The 16,691-nt window shown below is 51.0% G+C and carries 12 protein-coding genes; 11 read left to right on the top strand and 1 reads right to left on the bottom strand.

The window, feature by feature from the left end:
• The first annotated feature begins 61 nt into the window (after positions 1-61).
• From ACPYIV_RS10095 to ACPYIV_RS10050, 10 genes are all read left to right on the top strand, one after another.
• A complete protein-coding gene (locus ACPYIV_RS10095) occupies positions 62-727 on the top strand; it encodes a Crp/Fnr family transcriptional regulator (protein WP_293739492.1) in 666 nt (221 codons plus the stop codon).
• Positions 728-1,349: 622 nt separating this feature from the next.
• Complete coding sequence (locus ACPYIV_RS10090; protein WP_425886514.1) at positions 1,350-2,690, top strand: sigma-54-dependent transcriptional regulator; 1,341 nt, start codon at positions 1,350-1,352, stop codon at positions 2,688-2,690.
• 303 nt (positions 2,691-2,993) lie between these two features.
• Positions 2,994-3,116, top strand: a complete 123-nt coding sequence (locus ACPYIV_RS10085) for a potassium-transporting ATPase subunit F (RefSeq protein WP_081450212.1) — start codon at positions 2,994-2,996, stop codon at positions 3,114-3,116.
• Between the two features lie 21 nt (positions 3,117-3,137).
• Entirely contained in the window at positions 3,138-4,850 is a 1,713-nt protein-coding gene (gene kdpA / locus ACPYIV_RS10080) for a potassium-transporting ATPase subunit KdpA (protein ID WP_425886450.1), read from the top strand.
• Positions 4,851-4,887: 37 nt separating this feature from the next.
• The gene (gene kdpB, locus ACPYIV_RS10075; RefSeq protein ID WP_008154835.1) at positions 4,888-6,930 is read left to right on the top strand and encodes a potassium-transporting ATPase subunit KdpB; all 2,043 of its coding nucleotides are present in this window, start codon (positions 4,888-4,890) and stop codon (positions 6,928-6,930) included.
• 114 nt (positions 6,931-7,044) lie between these two features.
• Positions 7,045-7,626, top strand: coding sequence for a K(+)-transporting ATPase subunit C (locus ACPYIV_RS10070; RefSeq protein WP_008154837.1), 582 nt, complete (start codon positions 7,045-7,047; stop codon positions 7,624-7,626).
• Positions 7,627-7,647: 21 nt separating this feature from the next.
• Complete coding sequence (locus tag ACPYIV_RS10065; RefSeq protein ID WP_425886449.1) at positions 7,648-8,403, top strand: TorF family putative porin; 756 nt, start codon at positions 7,648-7,650, stop codon at positions 8,401-8,403.
• Between the two features lie 16 nt (positions 8,404-8,419).
• Positions 8,420-9,541, top strand: a complete 1,122-nt coding sequence (locus ACPYIV_RS10060; RefSeq protein WP_425886448.1) for a sensor protein KdpD — start codon at positions 8,420-8,422, stop codon at positions 9,539-9,541.
• Between the two features lie 4 nt (positions 9,542-9,545).
• Positions 9,546-11,276, top strand: a complete 1,731-nt coding sequence (locus ACPYIV_RS10055; RefSeq protein ID WP_425886447.1) for an ATP-binding protein — start codon at positions 9,546-9,548, stop codon at positions 11,274-11,276.
• 29 nt (positions 11,277-11,305) lie between these two features.
• Complete coding sequence (locus ACPYIV_RS10050; protein ID WP_425886446.1) at positions 11,306-12,646, top strand: aspartate kinase; 1,341 nt, start codon at positions 11,306-11,308, stop codon at positions 12,644-12,646.
• 63 nt (positions 12,647-12,709) lie between these two features.
• On the opposite strand, the gene ACPYIV_RS10045 is transcribed toward ACPYIV_RS10050, so the two are convergent.
• Positions 12,710-14,023, bottom strand: a complete 1,314-nt coding sequence (locus tag ACPYIV_RS10045) for an anaerobic C4-dicarboxylate transporter family protein (protein WP_425886445.1) — start codon at positions 14,021-14,023, stop codon at positions 12,710-12,712.
• Between the two features lie 86 nt (positions 14,024-14,109).
• Between ACPYIV_RS10045 and galB the strand changes: the two genes are divergently transcribed.
• Positions 14,110-16,614, top strand: a complete 2,505-nt coding sequence (galB, locus tag ACPYIV_RS10040) for a beta-galactosidase GalB (RefSeq protein ID WP_425886444.1) — start codon at positions 14,110-14,112, stop codon at positions 16,612-16,614.
• Positions 16,615-16,691 lie beyond the last annotated feature (77 nt).

Raw genomic sequence — 16,691 nt, 5'->3', positions numbered from 1 at the left:
AGTCACGGAAATATCCTATCTTTGCCGGACAGGAACAGATCTGGTACTAAACGCAAAAGATATGGATATATATGATATATTTAAAATCCCGCTCTTCAGGGGCTTTACCCTGAAGATGCAGGAAGAATTGCTCGACAAGCTCGAATATACGATCGACCGCTACCCGAAGGGGATGACGATTATCCGGCAGGGGACTTCCTGCAACGCCCTGCACGTCCTGTTGGAAGGAAAGCTCAATGTAGACGTGACGGACGTGTCGGGCAACATCGTTCGCGTAGAAGTCATCCAGGCCCCCCGTACTTTTGCCACCCCGCATATCTTCGCCGAAAAGAACCAGTTTCCCGCTACCTTCACGGTCGAGGAAGACGTGAGCCTGCTGCGTGTCGCAAAAGCCGATTTTTTCAGCCTGATGCACAGCATGCCCCAACTGCTGCACAATTTTCTTTGCGTCAGCACCAGCTGTAACCGTTGTACGATGACGCGCCTTCGCGTCCTTTCGTTCCGGGGCATCCGCAGCCGCTACATTTATTATCTGCTCGACCATCTGAAAGACGGTTCGGACGTTGTCGAGATGGAGCACAACCAGGTGCAGCTCGCCGAATATTTCGGCGTCACGCGCCCTGCCTTGTCCAAAGAGATCAACAAATTAGTCGACAGCGGATTTATCAAGATCTCCCGCGGAAAGGTCCGTATTCTCAACAAACAGGCATTGACTTGTATGTTATGACCTAAGACTACCGCATCAAAAGTTTCAATACACATCGTCTTTTTCCGTGAAGCTGCCTCTGTCAATTAATACACCTGTGTTTTGAAAAGGAATGCCTGCCCCTTCCCAAAAAGGTAGGCATTCGTTGCCGAAAAGATGCCTGTCTTTTTCCCACTTCCCTATAGGCTTTTCCCCAACACCCTAAAGGCTATATTTTTTAGCCTTCAGGCTATGTTTTATGAGACAAGCCCCAATCCGCTCCCCCTATATCATAAAACCGGAAACAGGGTTCACAGGCTGTAAAAATAGTACTAATCAATGATTTGTAGTGAAGGCGGTAAAATTAAATTACGCGATTGAATAACAAACATGGAAGAGGGGACTATCAATCACAATCTATTTTATCAGACATTCACAGGGTTCACTGTAATGTGTTGACTTATAACATATCACAATAATGTGAACCCAAATAGAATAAAACAACCGGAGGCGGTCATTTAGAGGATAATCGAAGAAAATGTGAACCCATTAAATGCTGATTTATCTGCCAAAAACCGAACTCTATTTTGATGTGGTTGCCCTGGTTATGACCGGTATCTCTGAATTATATGCTATATTTGCCCTCTCAGAACTGAACAGAAAGATGGGAAAAGTATTGATTATCGACGATGAGAAACAGATTTTAAGCCTCTTGTCCCGTATTATCGGGTTGGAAGGCTACGACGTGTACCAGGCTGCCAGCTGCAAAGCCGGCATCAGGCAACTCGAACAGAACGATCCCGAAGTGATCCTCTGCGACGTCTGTTTGCCTGACGGGAGCGGGGTGGAGCTTGTCACCGTACTGAAACGCCTGCGCCCCCTCTCGGAAGTCATCCTCCTCACCGCCCACGGCAATATCCCCGACGGCGTGCAAGCCATCAAGAACGGCGCGTTCGACTACATCACCAAAGGCGACGACAACAACAAAATCCTCCCCCTGATCGCCAAAGCGATGGAGAAGGCCACCGCCGCCTACCGCCAGCAGCAAGCTACCGTGACGGCTGTCGGCAGGCAATACTCGTTCGATACTATCATCGGCCGTTCGCCCGCCATACAGGAAGCCGTAGCGCTCGCCCGCAAGGTAGCCGCCACAGACGTCCCCGTCCTGCTCACCGGCGAGACAGGAACCGGCAAGGAAGTGTTCGCCCAGTCCATCCACCGGCACAGTTCGCGCAGCGGCAAAGCCTTTGTCGCCATCAACTGCTCCTCGTTCAGCCGCGACCTGCTGGAAAGCGAGATGTTCGGCCATAAGGCGGGAGCCTTCACTGGCGCACTCAAAGAGACGAAAGGCTTGTTTGAAGAAGCCGACAACGGCACGATCTTCCTCGACGAGATCGGCGAGATGGCGTTCGACCTCCAGGCCAAACTGCTCCGCATCCTCGAAACCGGCGAGTTCCTGAAGATCGGCGACACGAAGCCTATTAAAGTAAATGTACGCGTGATAGCTGCCACCAACCGCGACCTGGCAAAGGAGATCGCCGGCGGGAATTTTCGCGAAGACCTGTTTTACCGCCTCTCCGTTTTCCAGATACACCTGCCTCCGCTCCGCGAACGGGCGGACGATATCCCCCTGCACGTCGAGGCGTTCGTTCCGGCGCTCTCGTCCAAAATGGGAAAGACTATCCGTACGATCTCGCCGGATTATATCCGCATTCTGAAACAGTACCCCTGGAAAGGAAACGTCCGCGAACTCCGCAATGTCGTCGAGCGCAGCCTCATTATCTCCGACGGCGATACCCTGACGGCAGACACCCTGCCCATCACGATGCAGAACCCCCAAGCCAACGCCGACGGAAGCTATTCCGGATTCGACCTCAGCGGCGTCGAAAAGATGCATATCCAAAAAGTATTAAAATATACGAACGGCAACAAGACGGAAACTTCCCGCCTGTTAGGTATCGGCCTGACCACCCTCTACCGGAAGATCGAGGAGTACGGGTTGTAATATTTGTTTTTTGACCGAGGGCGACCGCACTCAAAATCCTGTCGGATGAATTCCATTTCGGAAAGGTGACCTTTTCAAAATGGAAGGGTCGTCACTTGCCCTGAACTTTGTACCTAAACTTTAACTCGCTGATATTCTTTTCTTCACACAAATTCTCCCCTGTTTGGCACGCCGTTGGCATATAGAGATGCGAAACGATGAATAGTATTAACACTAAAAGTATTTTAAGATGTTGGAAAATGAATTTGTGTCTTTTGGTTTTTTGTGCGTGGTGGGGGGAGCCTGCTACTGGTTTTTCTTTAAATGTGTGGATTGGTTCGAAAAGATTTAGAAAAGGAGGAAAGTATGTTTGCAGCACTGTTTGTACTCTGCTTGGTTATCTTCGGGTATCTGCTTTATGTATTGGTGAAGCCCGAGAAGTTTTAAACAATTAGTTTAAGTGAAAAGATGAATACGGAATTAATAGGAAGTATTGCGCAGATCGTACTCATGGTCGTTCTGGCTTATCCGCTGGGTAAGTATATCGCAAAAGTATATAAAGGGGAGAAGACATGCCTTGATTTTCTCGCCCCGGTAGAAAGGTGGATCTTCAAAATATGCGGGATCGATCCGAACGAGGAGATGGGCTGGAAAAGTTTTCTGAAAGCGTTACTGACCATCAACCTTTTTTGGTTCTTTTGGGGGATGCTCCTGCTGTGGACGCAACAGTACCTGCCTCTCAACCCCGATGGCAATGGGGGGCAGTCGTCACACCTGTCGTTCAATACCTGCATCAGTTTTATGGTCAACTGTAATCTCCAGCACTATAGTGGGGAAAGCGGACTGACCTATTTTACCCAGTTGTTCGTGATCATGCTCTTCCAGTTTATCACGGCAGCTACCGGGATGGCTGCCCTTGCCGGAATCTTCAAGGCGATGGCCGCCAAGACAACCAATACGATTGGTAACTTCTGGAACCTGCTGTTGAAAAGTTGCACCCGTATTCTGTTGCCGATGTCGCTTATTGTCGGGTTCATCCTTATTATTGAAGGAACACCGATGGGATTCGACGGAAAGATGAAGCTGACGACATTGGAGGGTAACGAGCAACTGATCTCGCAAGGTCCTGCCGCCGCTGTCATACCGATTAAACAGTTGGGAACCAACGGAGGAGGTTATTTCGGGGTGAACTCGTCACATCCGCTTGAAAACCCGACTTACCTGACCAATATGGTAGAGTGCTGGTCGATCCTGATTCTCCCGATGGCAATGGTCTTTGCGTTGGGATTCTATCTGAAAAGAAAAAAGTTGTCTTACACGATTTTCGGGGTTATGCTTTTTGCTTACCTCGCCAGCGTAGGGATCAACACCTATTACGAAACGAAAGGTAATCCCATGATCTCCCAGATGGGGATTGACCAGGGAGCCGGCGCGATGGAAGGAAAGGAGACTCGCCTCGGTCCGGAGGCAACGGCCCTGTGGAGTTGTACGACGACAGTCACCTCAAACGGTTCCGTCAACGGGATGCACGACAGTACGATGCCGCTCAGCGGGATGATGGAGATGTTGAATATGCAAATAAACACCTGGTTCGGAGGTGTGGGCGTAGGGTTCATGAATTACTATGCTTTTCTGATTATCGCTGTGTTTATTAGTGGCTTGATGGTCGGTCGTACTCCGGAATTTTTAGGAAAGAAGGTGGAGGCGCGCGAGATGAAGATTGCAACGATCGTGGCACTGACACATCCGTTCGTGATCCTGATCGGGACAGCTGTCGCTTGCTATTATTGGGTGTATAATCCGGCCTTTGTGGAAGCGGAGGGAGGTTGGTTGAATAATCTCGGTTTCCACGGTTTCAGCGAGATGCTTTACGAATACACTTCCGCCTCCGCCAATAACGGGTCGGGTTTCGAGGGGCTTGGCGACAATACCTTCTTCTGGAATTTCACGACAGGGTTGGCGTTGATCATCTCCCGTTACCTCCCGATTGTCGGGCAGGTGGCGATTGCCGGACTATTGGCACAGAAGAAGTTTATCCCCGAAAGTGCAGGGACTTTGAAAACGGACACCGTGACATTTGCCGTGATGACATTCTGTGTGATCTTTATTGTGGCTGCCCTGTCTTTCTTCCCTGCACTGACGTTGGGACCGATCGCGGAGTATTTTAGCATCTATATGTAAACCGGAGTTTCAAATTTGAGAATTGAATAATAATATGATGAAAGAGAATAGATCTGCTTCTTTGTTTCCGAAGGAGCTTGTAATAGAAAGTCTGAAACAGTCGTTCGTGAAGTTGGACCCTCGAACGATGTTTCGCAACCCGATCATGTTTATTGTCGAAGTGGTAACCTTCGTCATGTTGGTGGTGACGGTCTGGTCGGCTGCCGGAGGTGATACGGCACAGGGATCGTTCGGCTATAATATATTGGTTTTCATTGTACTCTTCCTGACACTACTGTTCGCCAATTTTGCCGAAGCGATTGCCGAGGCACGTGGTAAGGCACAAGCCGACAGTTTGCGCAAGACACGCGAAGAGACACCTGCGAAACGGGTGGAAGCTGGTGGAAAAATTACGACGGTGAGCAGTTCGCAGTTGAAAAAAGGCGATATCTTTATCTGCGAGGCCGGAGATACGATCCCTTCCGACGGCGAGATCATCGAGGGGCTGGCTTCGATCGATGAGAGTGCCATAACGGGCGAGTCGGCTCCGGTCATCCGGGAAGCTGGAGGCGATAAGAGTTCCGTGACGGGCGGTACAAAAGTATTGTCCGACCAGATACGGGTGATGGTAACGACACAGCCGGGCGAGAGTTTTCTCGACAAGATGATTGCGCTTGTCGAAGGAGCTTCGCGGAAAAAGACGCCGAATGAAATTGCCTTGACGATATTGTTGGCCGGTTTTACACTGGTGTTTGTGGTGGTATGCGGCACGTTGAAACCGCTTGCCGACTATTCAGGAGCACAGATCACCATCGCGGCCTTCATCTCTTTGTTTGTTTGTCTGATCCCGACTACGATTGGCGGACTGTTGTCTGCGATCGGTATTGCGGGAATGGATCGTGCCTTGCGTGCAAATGTAATAACCAAATCCGGAAAGGCTGTAGAGACAGCCGGAGACATAGATACCCTATTGCTCGACAAGACCGGTACGATCACGATTGGCAACCGTAAAGCGACACAGTTTTATCCGGTAGCCGGGGTCGACGAACATTCTTTTGTGCAGGCTTGTCTGATGGCATCCCTGTCAGATGAGACACCGGAAGGCAAATCGATCGTCGAACTGGGACGCGAACGTGGCGTCCGCATCCGCGATTTGAGCACATCAGGTTCACGGATGATCAAGTTCACGGCCGAGACGAAGTGTTCGGGGGTAGATCTGAAAGACGGAACCCGTATTCGCAAGGGGGCTTTCGATGCTATCCGCCAGATGTGCGAGGAGGCCGGAAACAAGTATCCGGAAGAGGTTGCCGCATTGGTTGGGAAGATTACTGGTAACGGAGGCACGCCGCTGGTGGTGGCACAAGATGATTTCATCATTGGGGTGATCGAGTTGCAAGATATTATAAAACCCGGCATCCAAGAGCGTTTCGAACGGTTACGCAAAATGGGGGTCAAGACGGTGATGGTCACGGGTGACAATCCGTTGACAGCAAAGTATATCGCTGAGAAAGCCGGAGTAGATGATTTTATTGCCGAAGCGAAGCCGGAGGACAAGATGAACTACATCAAGAAAGAACAGGAAGCGGGCAAGTTGGTCGCCATGATGGGCGACGGGACGAACGATGCACCTGCACTGGCTCAGGCAAATGTCGGCGTGGCAATGAACAGTGGCACGCAGGCGGCAAAAGAGGCCGGTAATATGGTGGACTTGGACAACGACCCGACAAAACTGATTGAGATCGTAGAGATCGGTAAGCAATTGCTGATGACACGCGGAACGCTGACGACTTTCAGTATCGCAAACGATGTGGCGAAATATTTTGCGATCGTCCCGGCCTTGTTCATGGTGGCGATACCACAGTTAGCTGCTTTGAACATCATGCATTTGCACAGTCCGGAAAGTGCGATTTTGAGTGCCGTGATTTTTAATGCGGTCATTATCCCGATCCTGATTCCGCTGGCTCTGCGCGGGGTGGCTTACAAGCCTATAGGGGCATCGGCTCTGCTACGGCGTAACTTATTGATTTACGGGGTGGGCGGTGTGATCGCTCCCTTTATCGGGATCAAGTTGATCGACATGGTTGTTTCTCTATTTTTCTAAGTATAAATATCTTTTGACACTGCGCGCCGCCCGGCCAAGGCTTCTACGTTGTCCGGAAAGGTTGCCGGGGGTAGCGGGTGTTTCCCAATTAAAAACGAAAAAAAGTTGAATCTTATGATATCAAATCTGTTTAAATCATTCAAACTGACGATTGCTTTCTGCATTCTATTCAGTGTTGGCTATATCTTTATCTTATGGCTTTTCGCCCAGGTCGCTTCTCCCAACAAAGGCAATGCTGATGTGGTCGAGTTGAACGGTCGGATCGTAGGCGCTGCTAACGTGGGGCAGCAGTTCACAAAAGACATTTATTTTTGGGGCCGCCCGTCCCATGCCGGAGATGGTTACGATGCTTCGAGCTCGGCAGGTAGCAACAAAGGGCCGTCCAATGAAGAATATCTGGCGGACATACAAGCACGTATCGATACGTTCCTCGTATATCATCCCTACCTGAAACGTGAGCAAGTTCCTGTCGAAATGGTCACAGCCAGCGCTTCCGGTCTCGATCCCGACATCTCTCCGAAAGCCGCCTATAGCCAAGTGCAACGTGTAGCGAAGGCACGCGGTATCTCTCCCGATAAGGTCATGGCGATAGTCAACGCCCATATCGAGGGTCCGCTATTGGGGCTTTTCGGACCGGAAAAAGTAAATGTCCTGAAATTGAACGTGGCATTGGAAAAGTTAGAAAGAAAGGATTAATAAATAAAACAGGAATAAATTATGAACTCTATAATAAAAAAGATAGTAGCAGCAGTAGTAACTGTTTCTTTATGCTCATTCGGAATGGCAAAAGCTTCCGAAAATGAAACCGGGGTGAAATTTGCAGTCCAGAGTGATTTAGTAAGTTCTTACATATGGCGTGGCATGTACCAGACAGGTGCGAGTTTCCAACCTACATTGGCTTTTAGTGTAGCCGGCTTCTCACTGACAGCTTGGGGATCGACCGATTTCGACGGTTACCGGTCTTCCGAAGGTCTTGCCAATAAGGAGATAGACCTTACTGCCGCCTATACGTTCGGTGCTTCTGGGTTGACACTGTCCATTGCTGATCTCTGGTGGGCGGGACAAGGCGCCAACAAGTATTTTAATTTCAAGAGCCATGAAACTGCCCATCATTTCGAGGCGGGGCTTGCCTACACTTTCCCGCTTGAAAAGTTCCCTTTATCGTTGACCTGGTACACGATGTTCGCAGGACAGGACAAGGACGCCGACGGCAACCAGAACTATTCTTCCTACGTCGAACTGAACTACCCGTTCTCGGTGAAATGTGTCGACCTGACCGCCACCTGCGGGTTGGTTCCTTACGAAGCTCCCCAATACTATACCAACGGATTTGCTGTTACTAACGTGGCATTGAAAGGAACTACCGCTATAAAGATCACGGATTCGTTTTCTTTGCCTATTTTTGCACAGGCCATCTGGAATCCCCGGTTGGAAGATGCGCACTTGGTCTTCGGCTTTACATTGAAACCGTAAACAGTTTCTTTAACAAATGAACAGGGAAGAGAGTGTACAACACTTTTTGGATTTGCTGAAAAAGTCACGGCGCGGCAACTTCAAAATCTACATCGGCATGATTGCCGGTGTAGGCAAGTCGTACCGGATGTTATCGGAGGCACACGAACTGCTCCGTAGCGGGATAGACGTCAGGATCGGCTATATCGAGACGCATGGAAGAACCGAGACGGAGGCGCTGGTGGGTGGCTTACCACTGATTCCGCGCCGCAAGTCTTTTTACAAGGGAAAGGAAGTTGAGGACATGGATCTGGATGCTATCCTGAACATTCATCCGGAAGTGGTGGTTGTAGACGAACTGGCACATACCAACATCGAAGGCAGCAAGAATGAAAAACGCTGGCAAGACGTGATGGATATCCTCGAAGCGGGAATAAGTGTGATTACCGCTGTCAACATACAGCATCTCGAAGGGCTGAACGAGGAGGTCCAGGATATTGCGGGCATCGAGGTGAAGGAACGCATTCCCGATAGTGTGTTGGAACAAGCAGACGAGGTGGTCAACATCGACCTGACCGCCGACGAGCTGGTGGCGCGCCTTAAAGCCGGCAAGATTTACAGGCCGGAGAAGGTGCAGACGGCGCTGGACAATTTCTTCAAGTCCGAAAACATCCTGCAACTTCGCGAACTGGCGTTGAAGGAGGTGGCGCTACGGGTGGAAAAGAAAGTCGAAAACTCGGTCCCCGTCCATACGGGCGTCCGTCACGAGCGTTTCCTTGCCTGCATCAGCAGCCATGAGAAGGCGCCCCGGAAGGTGATCCGCAAGGCGGCGCGTTTGGCGACACGCTACAATACGAAGTTCTACGTGCTCTACGTCCAGACGCCACATGAAAGTATGGACCGAATACCGTTGGCGAACCAGCGTTATCTTTCGAACCATTTCAAGCTGGCTACGGAGCTGGGCGGCGAAGTGATCCGCATCCAGTCCGGGAGCATCCTGGAAAGTATCGTCCGGGTGTGCAGGGAGAAACAGATCAGCACGGTGTGCGTGGGCAAACCTTCGTTCAGCCTTCGTTCCGTCTTGCTGTCGGTTTTCCAATACAGGAGGTTCTTAAATAGTTTGTCGCAGTTGAATATTGACCTGATAATAATAGCATAAGCGTATGTATAAGTTCTTGAGCCTGAAAATAAAGACGAAACTGACCTACGGGATCGGTTTGCTGTTTACAATGATCGTTCTGCTGGGCGGGTTGGCCGTGCGGAACATTTCGGATATGTCTTCCGACACGCAGAATATCCTGGCGGATAATTATAATTCGCTTCTCTATTCCCGCCGGATGCTGGATGCCCTCGAACGGATCAAGACCGATCCGCAGGCACGCGCGGAGTTCGAAAAGAATCTGGATTTGCAGCAGAAGAATATCACTGAGATAGACGAGAATGCGGCGACGGCGCATCTGCTCGCACAGTACGAGGCGATGCACCTGAACCAGAACGACACGACTATCCAACGCGTCAGGATGGCACTCAACGACATCATGAGCCTGAATATGGCGACGATCTACCGGAAGAGTAAGGTGGCCGAGCATACGGCGGACCGGGCGTTGCTGTGGATCTGCATCATCGCGGTGGCTTGCATCCTGATCGCCTTTGTTTTCCTGATCCGCTTGCCCCGTTCTATCACGTCGCCAATCCGCAAACTGACCGGCGGCATCCTGGAGATTGCCAACCACAATTATGAAAAGAGGCTCGACTTGGGAGATAACCGGGAGTTTGCCGAAGTAGCCTCCTCGTTCAACCGGATGGCGGAGCGCTTGACGGAATACAGGAAGAGCACGCTGGCCGACATCATCCAGGCCAAGAAATATATCGAGGCGATCGTCAACAGCATCACCGAACCGATAATCGGGCTGGACCGCGACCGTTCCATCCTTTTCGCCAACGACGAGGCGCTCACCATCCTGAATCTGAAACGTGAGAATGTGATGGGTAAGTCTGCCGCCGAACTGGCGTTGAAAAACGACTTGCTCCGCCGGCTGGTGCGCGAGCTGATACAGCCCGATGAGAAGAAGGAGCCTTTAAAGATCTATGCGGACGACAAGGAGAGCTATTTCCAGGCCAAATACATCCCGATCCATGTGACGGATGACGACGGGCGCGAAACAGAGTATGCAGGCGATGTGATCCTCCTGAAGAATATCACCGAGTTCAAGGAGCTCGACTCTGCCAAGACGACTTTCATCTCCACCATCTCCCACGAGTTGAAAACCCCGATATCCGCCATCCTGATGAGCCTCAAATTGCTAAAGGACAAACGTGTCGGGGATATGAACGACGAGCAGGCCGCACTTGCCGAAAGCATTCGTGAAAGTAGCGACCGCCTACTCGAAATCACCGGCGAATTGCTGAAAATGACACAGGTAGAGACGGGCAAGCTACAACTAAACCCGAAGATCACGAAGCCGATTGAACTGATCGATTATGCGATCAAGGCAAACCGTGTGCAGGCGGAGCGCTTCAATTGCCATATCGAAGTGGATTATCCTGAAAAAATATCCAAGCTCTTTGTCGACAGCGAGAAGATCGCCTGGGTACTCACGAACCTCCTTTCCAATGCCATCCACTACACGCCGGAGAATGGTCGTATCATTATCGGTGCGCGCCAGGAGGACAAGAAGGTGGAAATATTCGTGCAGGACTTTGGGAAAGGAATCGATCCGCGTTACCATCAGAGTATCTTCGACCGTTATTTCCGCGTTCCAGGCACGAAAGTACAGGGAAGCGGTCTCGGCCTTGCCATCAGCAAAGACTTTGTCGAAGCCCACGGTGGAACGATCCGTGTGGACAGCGAAGTCGGCAAGGGGAGTACTTTTATCATTACCTTTAATGTTTAATATCGCTTAGAAACAACAAAACAATCAGTATGAAAGTATTGAAATTTGGCGGAACTTCCGTCGGCTCGACCCGGCGGATGAAGAACGTCGCATCCATAATAGGTAGCAGTGAACGAAAGATAGTGGTTCTTTCGGCCATGTCGGGGACAACGAATGCGCTGGTCTGTATCGCCGGATGCTTTTACCGGAAAGCACCGGACGAGGCGAATAAGATGATCAGTGAACAGGAACAGAAATATGCGCGGGAAATAGAAGCGTTATACCGGACAGATCTCTACAAAGAGCGTGCCCTACAATTGGTCACCGAGCATTTCAATCATGTCTGGTCTTTCTCTGGCAAACCTTTTACCGTTTTTGACGAGAAGGTGATACTGGCGCAAGGAGAACTGATCTCCACCGGCATGATGGATCTTTACCTGCAAGAGCAAGGGATTGAGTCTGTCCTTCTGCCAGCGCTGAACTTCATGCGTATCACTGCCGACGGGGAACCGGACCCCGTTTATATCCGAGAGAAGCTGGTTGCCTTGTTGGATCAGCATCCCGATACGTCTGTCTTTATCACCCAGGGATTTATTTGTCGGAATGCATACGGTGATATCGACAATCTGCAACGGGGAGGGAGCGACTACAGCGCTTCCCTGATCGGGGCGGCTGTCGATGCTGAGGAGATACAGATATGGACGGATATTGACGGGATGCACAACAACGATCCGCGTGTTGTCAACCATACCTCACCTGTCCGTCAACTGAACTTCGAGGAGGCGGCGAAGCTGGCACATTTCGGGGCCAAGATTCTCCATCCCTGTTGCATCCGCCCGGCCAAGGAAAGCAATATTCCGGTTCGTCTGTTGAACTCTTTCGAACCGTCTGCTTTGGGGACGCTCATCTCCAATACCGCAGAGAAAGGACGGATCAAGGCGGTGGCAGCCAAAGATGACATAACTTATATCAAGATCAAGTCGATAAACCAACTTCCGTCCCATAAGTTCTTGAGCCATGTGTTCGATACTTTCGCGTTCTACAAAACGGCGGTCGATATGGTAACGACATCCGATATCGGGGTTTCCGTTACGATCGACAACACGGAATACTTGCAGGAGATTGTCGCCCGGTTAGAATCTTATGCTACGGTATTTGTTGAGAAAGAGATGGTGATTATCTGCGTTGTCGGGGATCTGGAGTGGCGGAATGTGGGCTTCGAGGCACTGATTATTGAGGCTCTGAAAGATATTCCCGTCCGCATGATCTCGTATGGAGGCAGCAGTAGCAACGTCTCGCTCGTCATGCGGAAGGAGGATAAAACACGGGCCTTGCAGGCGTTGAGTACCCACCTGTTCGACTCTTCGCAATCATTACCGCCGGCTATTTGAAATAACTGTGTATATGCTACTTTCTCTGTAGCTAGAACAATTGTCGAAGTATTCTTTTTTACTTTAAAACAACTGGATCATCAACAGCCCCAATGCCACCGACACTCCTGTGGCGACCAGTCCCGGCATCATGAACGAATGGTTTAGGACATATTTGCCGATATGCGTCGTCCCGGTACGGTCGAAGTTGATGGCAGCGACTACGGTCGGATAGTTGGGAATGAAGAAATAGCCGTTGACTGCGGGGAAAAGGGCGATCAGCATGTAAGGAGAGATGCCGAGGGCGATTCCTAACGGCAACATCGCCCGGATGGTTGCCGCCTGGCTGAACAGTAGGATGGACATCACGAACAGGGCCAAGCCGAAAAGCCAGGGCATTTCCGTTACGATATGTTCGATCGAGCCTTTCAGTTCCTCCATGTTCCCGCCGATGAAGGTGTCGCCCATCCAGGCAATACCGAAAATCGCGACGACTGCTTGCATGCCGGCGGAGAAGACGGAGCCTTGTACGGCCTTTATGCTGTCCGTCCGAGTGACGAGCAGGATAAGGGCGGCAGCCGAGAGCATCAGGATCTCGATGATATGCGCCATCTGCATCTGCCGGGAACTGCCATCGGGCAGGCTGAACCAGGGACGAAGCTCTGTCATCGAGCCGAACAGGACGATACCGATTGTCGCCGCTATGAATATGACGACTGACAGGAGGGCGGCACGATGGTTCTCGACTCCTTTCGCCACATATTTATCGTTGCTGAACTCCCCGTTTGCGACGCGGCGCAAGTATTCGGGATCTTCCGCCAGCTCTTTCCCGACGTGCAGCGAGCAGAACGCTCCCGCCAGGACACCCGCCAGGGTGCAGGGGACGGAGATCATCAAGATGTCTATCAAGGATATATTATGTCCCGACAGCATACTGAGCAACGCCACGGTTGCCGCCGAGATCGGACTGGCCGTTATAGCCTGTTGGGACGCGATCACCGCAATCCCTAACGGCCGTTCGGGACGTATCTTCGTTTCGGTTGCCACCTCCGCGATCACGGGAAGGACGGAATAAGCCACATGCCCCGTCCCCGCAATGAAGGTGAATATATAAGTAACCAGCGGGCTGAGGATCGTGATCTTGGAGGGGTTCTTGCGCAGCAGCTTTTCCGCCCACTTCACCATCAGGTCCAGTCCGCCGGCAGCCTGCATACAACTGGCGGCAGCGATGACCGCAACGATCATCAGCATCACGTCGATGGGAGGGGAAGTCGGTTCCAGGCCGAATACGAAAGTAAGGACGGCCAGTCCCAGGCCTCCCAATACACCTAAACCGATACCGCCGAGGCGGGCTCCGATAATAATTGCAATTAAAACGAATAGTAATTGTAACAACATGCCTTGTAAAATGCAGATTTAGTTTGTAAAGGTTGCAAATTTAATTATTTTTGCCCTGCTAAGTACTACAAAAACAATTAATACGAATGAAAAGAATCTATTTCGCAGCTTTGGTAGGCTTGTTTGGGTGCGTGTCGGCTTTGTCGGCACAAGGCCGGAGTGAGTTTCTGTTGGAGAAAAACTGGAAGTTCACCCGCGAAGACAACAATGAGTTTATAAAGCCTGCTTTCGACGACAGCAAGTGGCAGTCCGTGACTGTCCCACACGATTGGGCGATCTATGGCCCTTTCAGTTCCCAGAACGATAGACAGGAGGTCGCTATTTCGCAGGACGGCCAGAAAGAGGCAATGGAGCATGCCGGGCGTACGGGCGGATTGCCGTTTGTCGGTGTGGGCTGGTATCGCACCGAGTTCGACGTCCCGCAGTTCCAGGCCGGCAAGCGGGCGACGATCCTGTTCGACGGTGCGATGAGCCATGCCAATGTTTATATCAACGGGCAAAAGGTCGGTTATTGGCCGTATGGTTACAACTCCTTCCACTTCGATATTACCAAATATTTGAAGCCCGGACAGAAGAACACATTGGCCGTACGGCTGGAAAATCTGCCGGAATCTTCCCGCTGGTATCCCGGCGCCGGTCTTTACCGGAATGTTCACTTGATCGTTACCGAAGACGCCTATATCCCGGTTTGGGGTACCTATATCACGACTCCTTCGGTAAATGAAAAGTTTGCCAAAGTGAACGTGCTTACCAAAGTGGTACTTCCCGAAGGTGCCGATCCCGCCAAATATAGCGTAGAAACCAGCGTATGGAACCCGAACAAGCAGAAGCTGACGGCTGTCCGCACTTCTCTTGCCCAGATGAAATACAACAATGATCAGGCAGAGCAGGAGTTTGTTATCCAAGACCCGTCCTTATGGTCTCCTGAAATGCCGGCTTTGTATTCTGCGGAAACCCGTCTGTATGAAGGCGACAAGCTGAAGGATGTCTATACGACTCCTTTCGGTATCCGCTCGATCGAGATTATACCGGACAAAGGCTTCTTCCTGAACGGCAAGCGGACTGTCTTTAAGGGTGTCTGTAACCATCACGACCTCGGCCCGTTGGGTGCCGCTGTCAACGATGCTGCCATCCGCCGTCAGATCCGCATCCTGAAAGACATGGGTTGCAATGCGATCCGTACCTCCCACAATATGCCTGCTCCCGAGTTGATAAGGGCTTGTGACGAAATGGGTATGATGATCATGGCGGAGAGCTTTGACGAGTGGAACGTGGCGAAATGTAAGAACGGTTACAATTTACTCTTCGACGAATGGGCGGAGAAAGACCTCGTGAACTTGCTTCATAACTTCCGCAACAATCCGAGCGTTGTCATGTGGTGTATCGGTAATGAAGTGCCCAACCAGTGGAATGAGGGAGATACGAAGATTGCTAAATGGTTGCAGGATATCTGTCACCGCGAAGATCCGACACGTCCCGTAACCCAGGGAATGGATGCTCCGGATGCCGTGGTTAACAACAACTTTGCTGCCGTGATGGATGTGGCCGGTTTCAACTACCGTCCTTTCAAGTATAAGATAAACTATAAAAAGTTGCCGCAGCGGATCGTCTTAGGTAGCGAAACCGCCTCGACGGTAAGCTCCCGCGGCGTTTATAAATTCCCGGTCGAACGGAAGGCGATGGCTAAATATGACGACCACCAGAGTTCGGGCTACGACGTGGAACATTGCAGTTGGTCCAACCTGCCGGAAGACGACTTTATCCAGCATGAAGATTTGCCGTATTGCATTGGTGAGTTCGTGTGGACGGGCTTCGACTACCTGGGTGAACCGACTCCTTACTATACGGATTGGCCAAGCCATAGTTCCCTGTTCGGTATCATCGACCTCGCAGGTATTCCAAAGGATCGTTTCTACCTGTACCGCAGCCATTGGAACAAAACGGCACGTACGTTGCATATCCTGCCTCATTGGACTTGGCCGGGACGTGAAGGGGAAGTGACGCCTGTTTTTGTGTACACGAATTATCCTTCAGCCGAACTCTTTATCAACGGCAAAAGCCAAGGTAAACGCACGAAAGACTTGAGCGTCGAACTGGACAGCAGCTATACGGAAGCCGCCCAAAAGAGTTTCGAGCGCCAGAAACGCTACCGCTTGATGTGGATGGATACGAAATATGAACCGGGCACTCTGAAAGTGGTTGCTTACGACAAGGATGGCAACGCCGTCGCCGAAGAGGAAGTTCATACTGCCGGCAGGCCTCACCATATCGAACTGACCGCAGACCGTGACCGTCTGAAAGCCGACGGCAAGGACCTCTCTTTTATCAACGTCCGTGTTGTCGACAAGAACGGTAACCTCTGCCCGGATGCTACCCACAAGGTGAAGTTTAACGTCCGTGGTTCCGGTTCTTACCGTGCGGCTGCCAACGGTGACCCTGCTTCACTCGAATCTTTCCAGGCCCCGCAGATGTCCCTTTTCAAAGGACAACTGACAGCAGTCGTGCAGACCGAAGAAACACCGGGCGTCATTGTCTTCGAAGCCTCTGCTCCTGGCGTGAGGAGTTCGAAGATCGAATTGATCAGCGAGTGATGTTACTTTTCCCTGGATGGAAAAGTAACCGAAAGATCACGGCTTAAGCTGGCGAGCTACTCCGGAGCCTGCGTTGT

Source organism: Parabacteroides vesiculifaciens (genome assembly GCF_049860805.1).
In the GTDB taxonomy this organism is placed as follows: domain Bacteria; phylum Bacteroidota; class Bacteroidia; order Bacteroidales; family Tannerellaceae; genus Parabacteroides.
Note: the sequence above shows the minus strand (reverse complement) of the source record. Positions and strands in the feature narration are given on the sequence as shown.

Bases quoted from the DNA above. Each gene is read 5' to 3' on its own strand.
- ACPYIV_RS10090 (WP_425886514.1), top strand. From the start codon at position 1,350: ATGGGAAAAGTATTGATTATCGACGATGAGAAACAGATTTTAAGCCTC.
- ACPYIV_RS10070 (WP_008154837.1), top strand. From the start codon at position 7,045: ATGATATCAAATCTGTTTAAATCATTCAAACTGACGATTGCTTTCTGC.
- ACPYIV_RS10065 (WP_425886449.1), top strand. From the start codon at position 7,648: ATGAACTCTATAATAAAAAAGATAGTAGCAGCAGTAGTAACTGTTTCT.
- ACPYIV_RS10095 (WP_293739492.1), top strand. From the start codon at position 62: ATGGATATATATGATATATTTAAAATCCCGCTCTTCAGGGGCTTTACC.
- ACPYIV_RS10045 (WP_425886445.1), bottom strand. From the start codon at position 14,023: ATGTTGTTACAATTACTATTCGTTTTAATTGCAATTATTATCGGAGCC.
- kdpB (WP_008154835.1), top strand. From the start codon at position 4,888: ATGAAAGAGAATAGATCTGCTTCTTTGTTTCCGAAGGAGCTTGTAATA.
- ACPYIV_RS10085 (WP_081450212.1), top strand. From the start codon at position 2,994: ATGTGTGGATTGGTTCGAAAAGATTTAGAAAAGGAGGAAAGTATGTTT.
- ACPYIV_RS10060 (WP_425886448.1), top strand. From the start codon at position 8,420: ATGAACAGGGAAGAGAGTGTACAACACTTTTTGGATTTGCTGAAAAAG.
- ACPYIV_RS10050 (WP_425886446.1), top strand. From the start codon at position 11,306: ATGAAAGTATTGAAATTTGGCGGAACTTCCGTCGGCTCGACCCGGCGG.
- ACPYIV_RS10055 (WP_425886447.1), top strand. From the start codon at position 9,546: ATGTATAAGTTCTTGAGCCTGAAAATAAAGACGAAACTGACCTACGGG.
- galB (WP_425886444.1), top strand. From the start codon at position 14,110: ATGAAAAGAATCTATTTCGCAGCTTTGGTAGGCTTGTTTGGGTGCGTG.
- kdpA (WP_425886450.1), top strand. From the start codon at position 3,138: ATGAATACGGAATTAATAGGAAGTATTGCGCAGATCGTACTCATGGTC.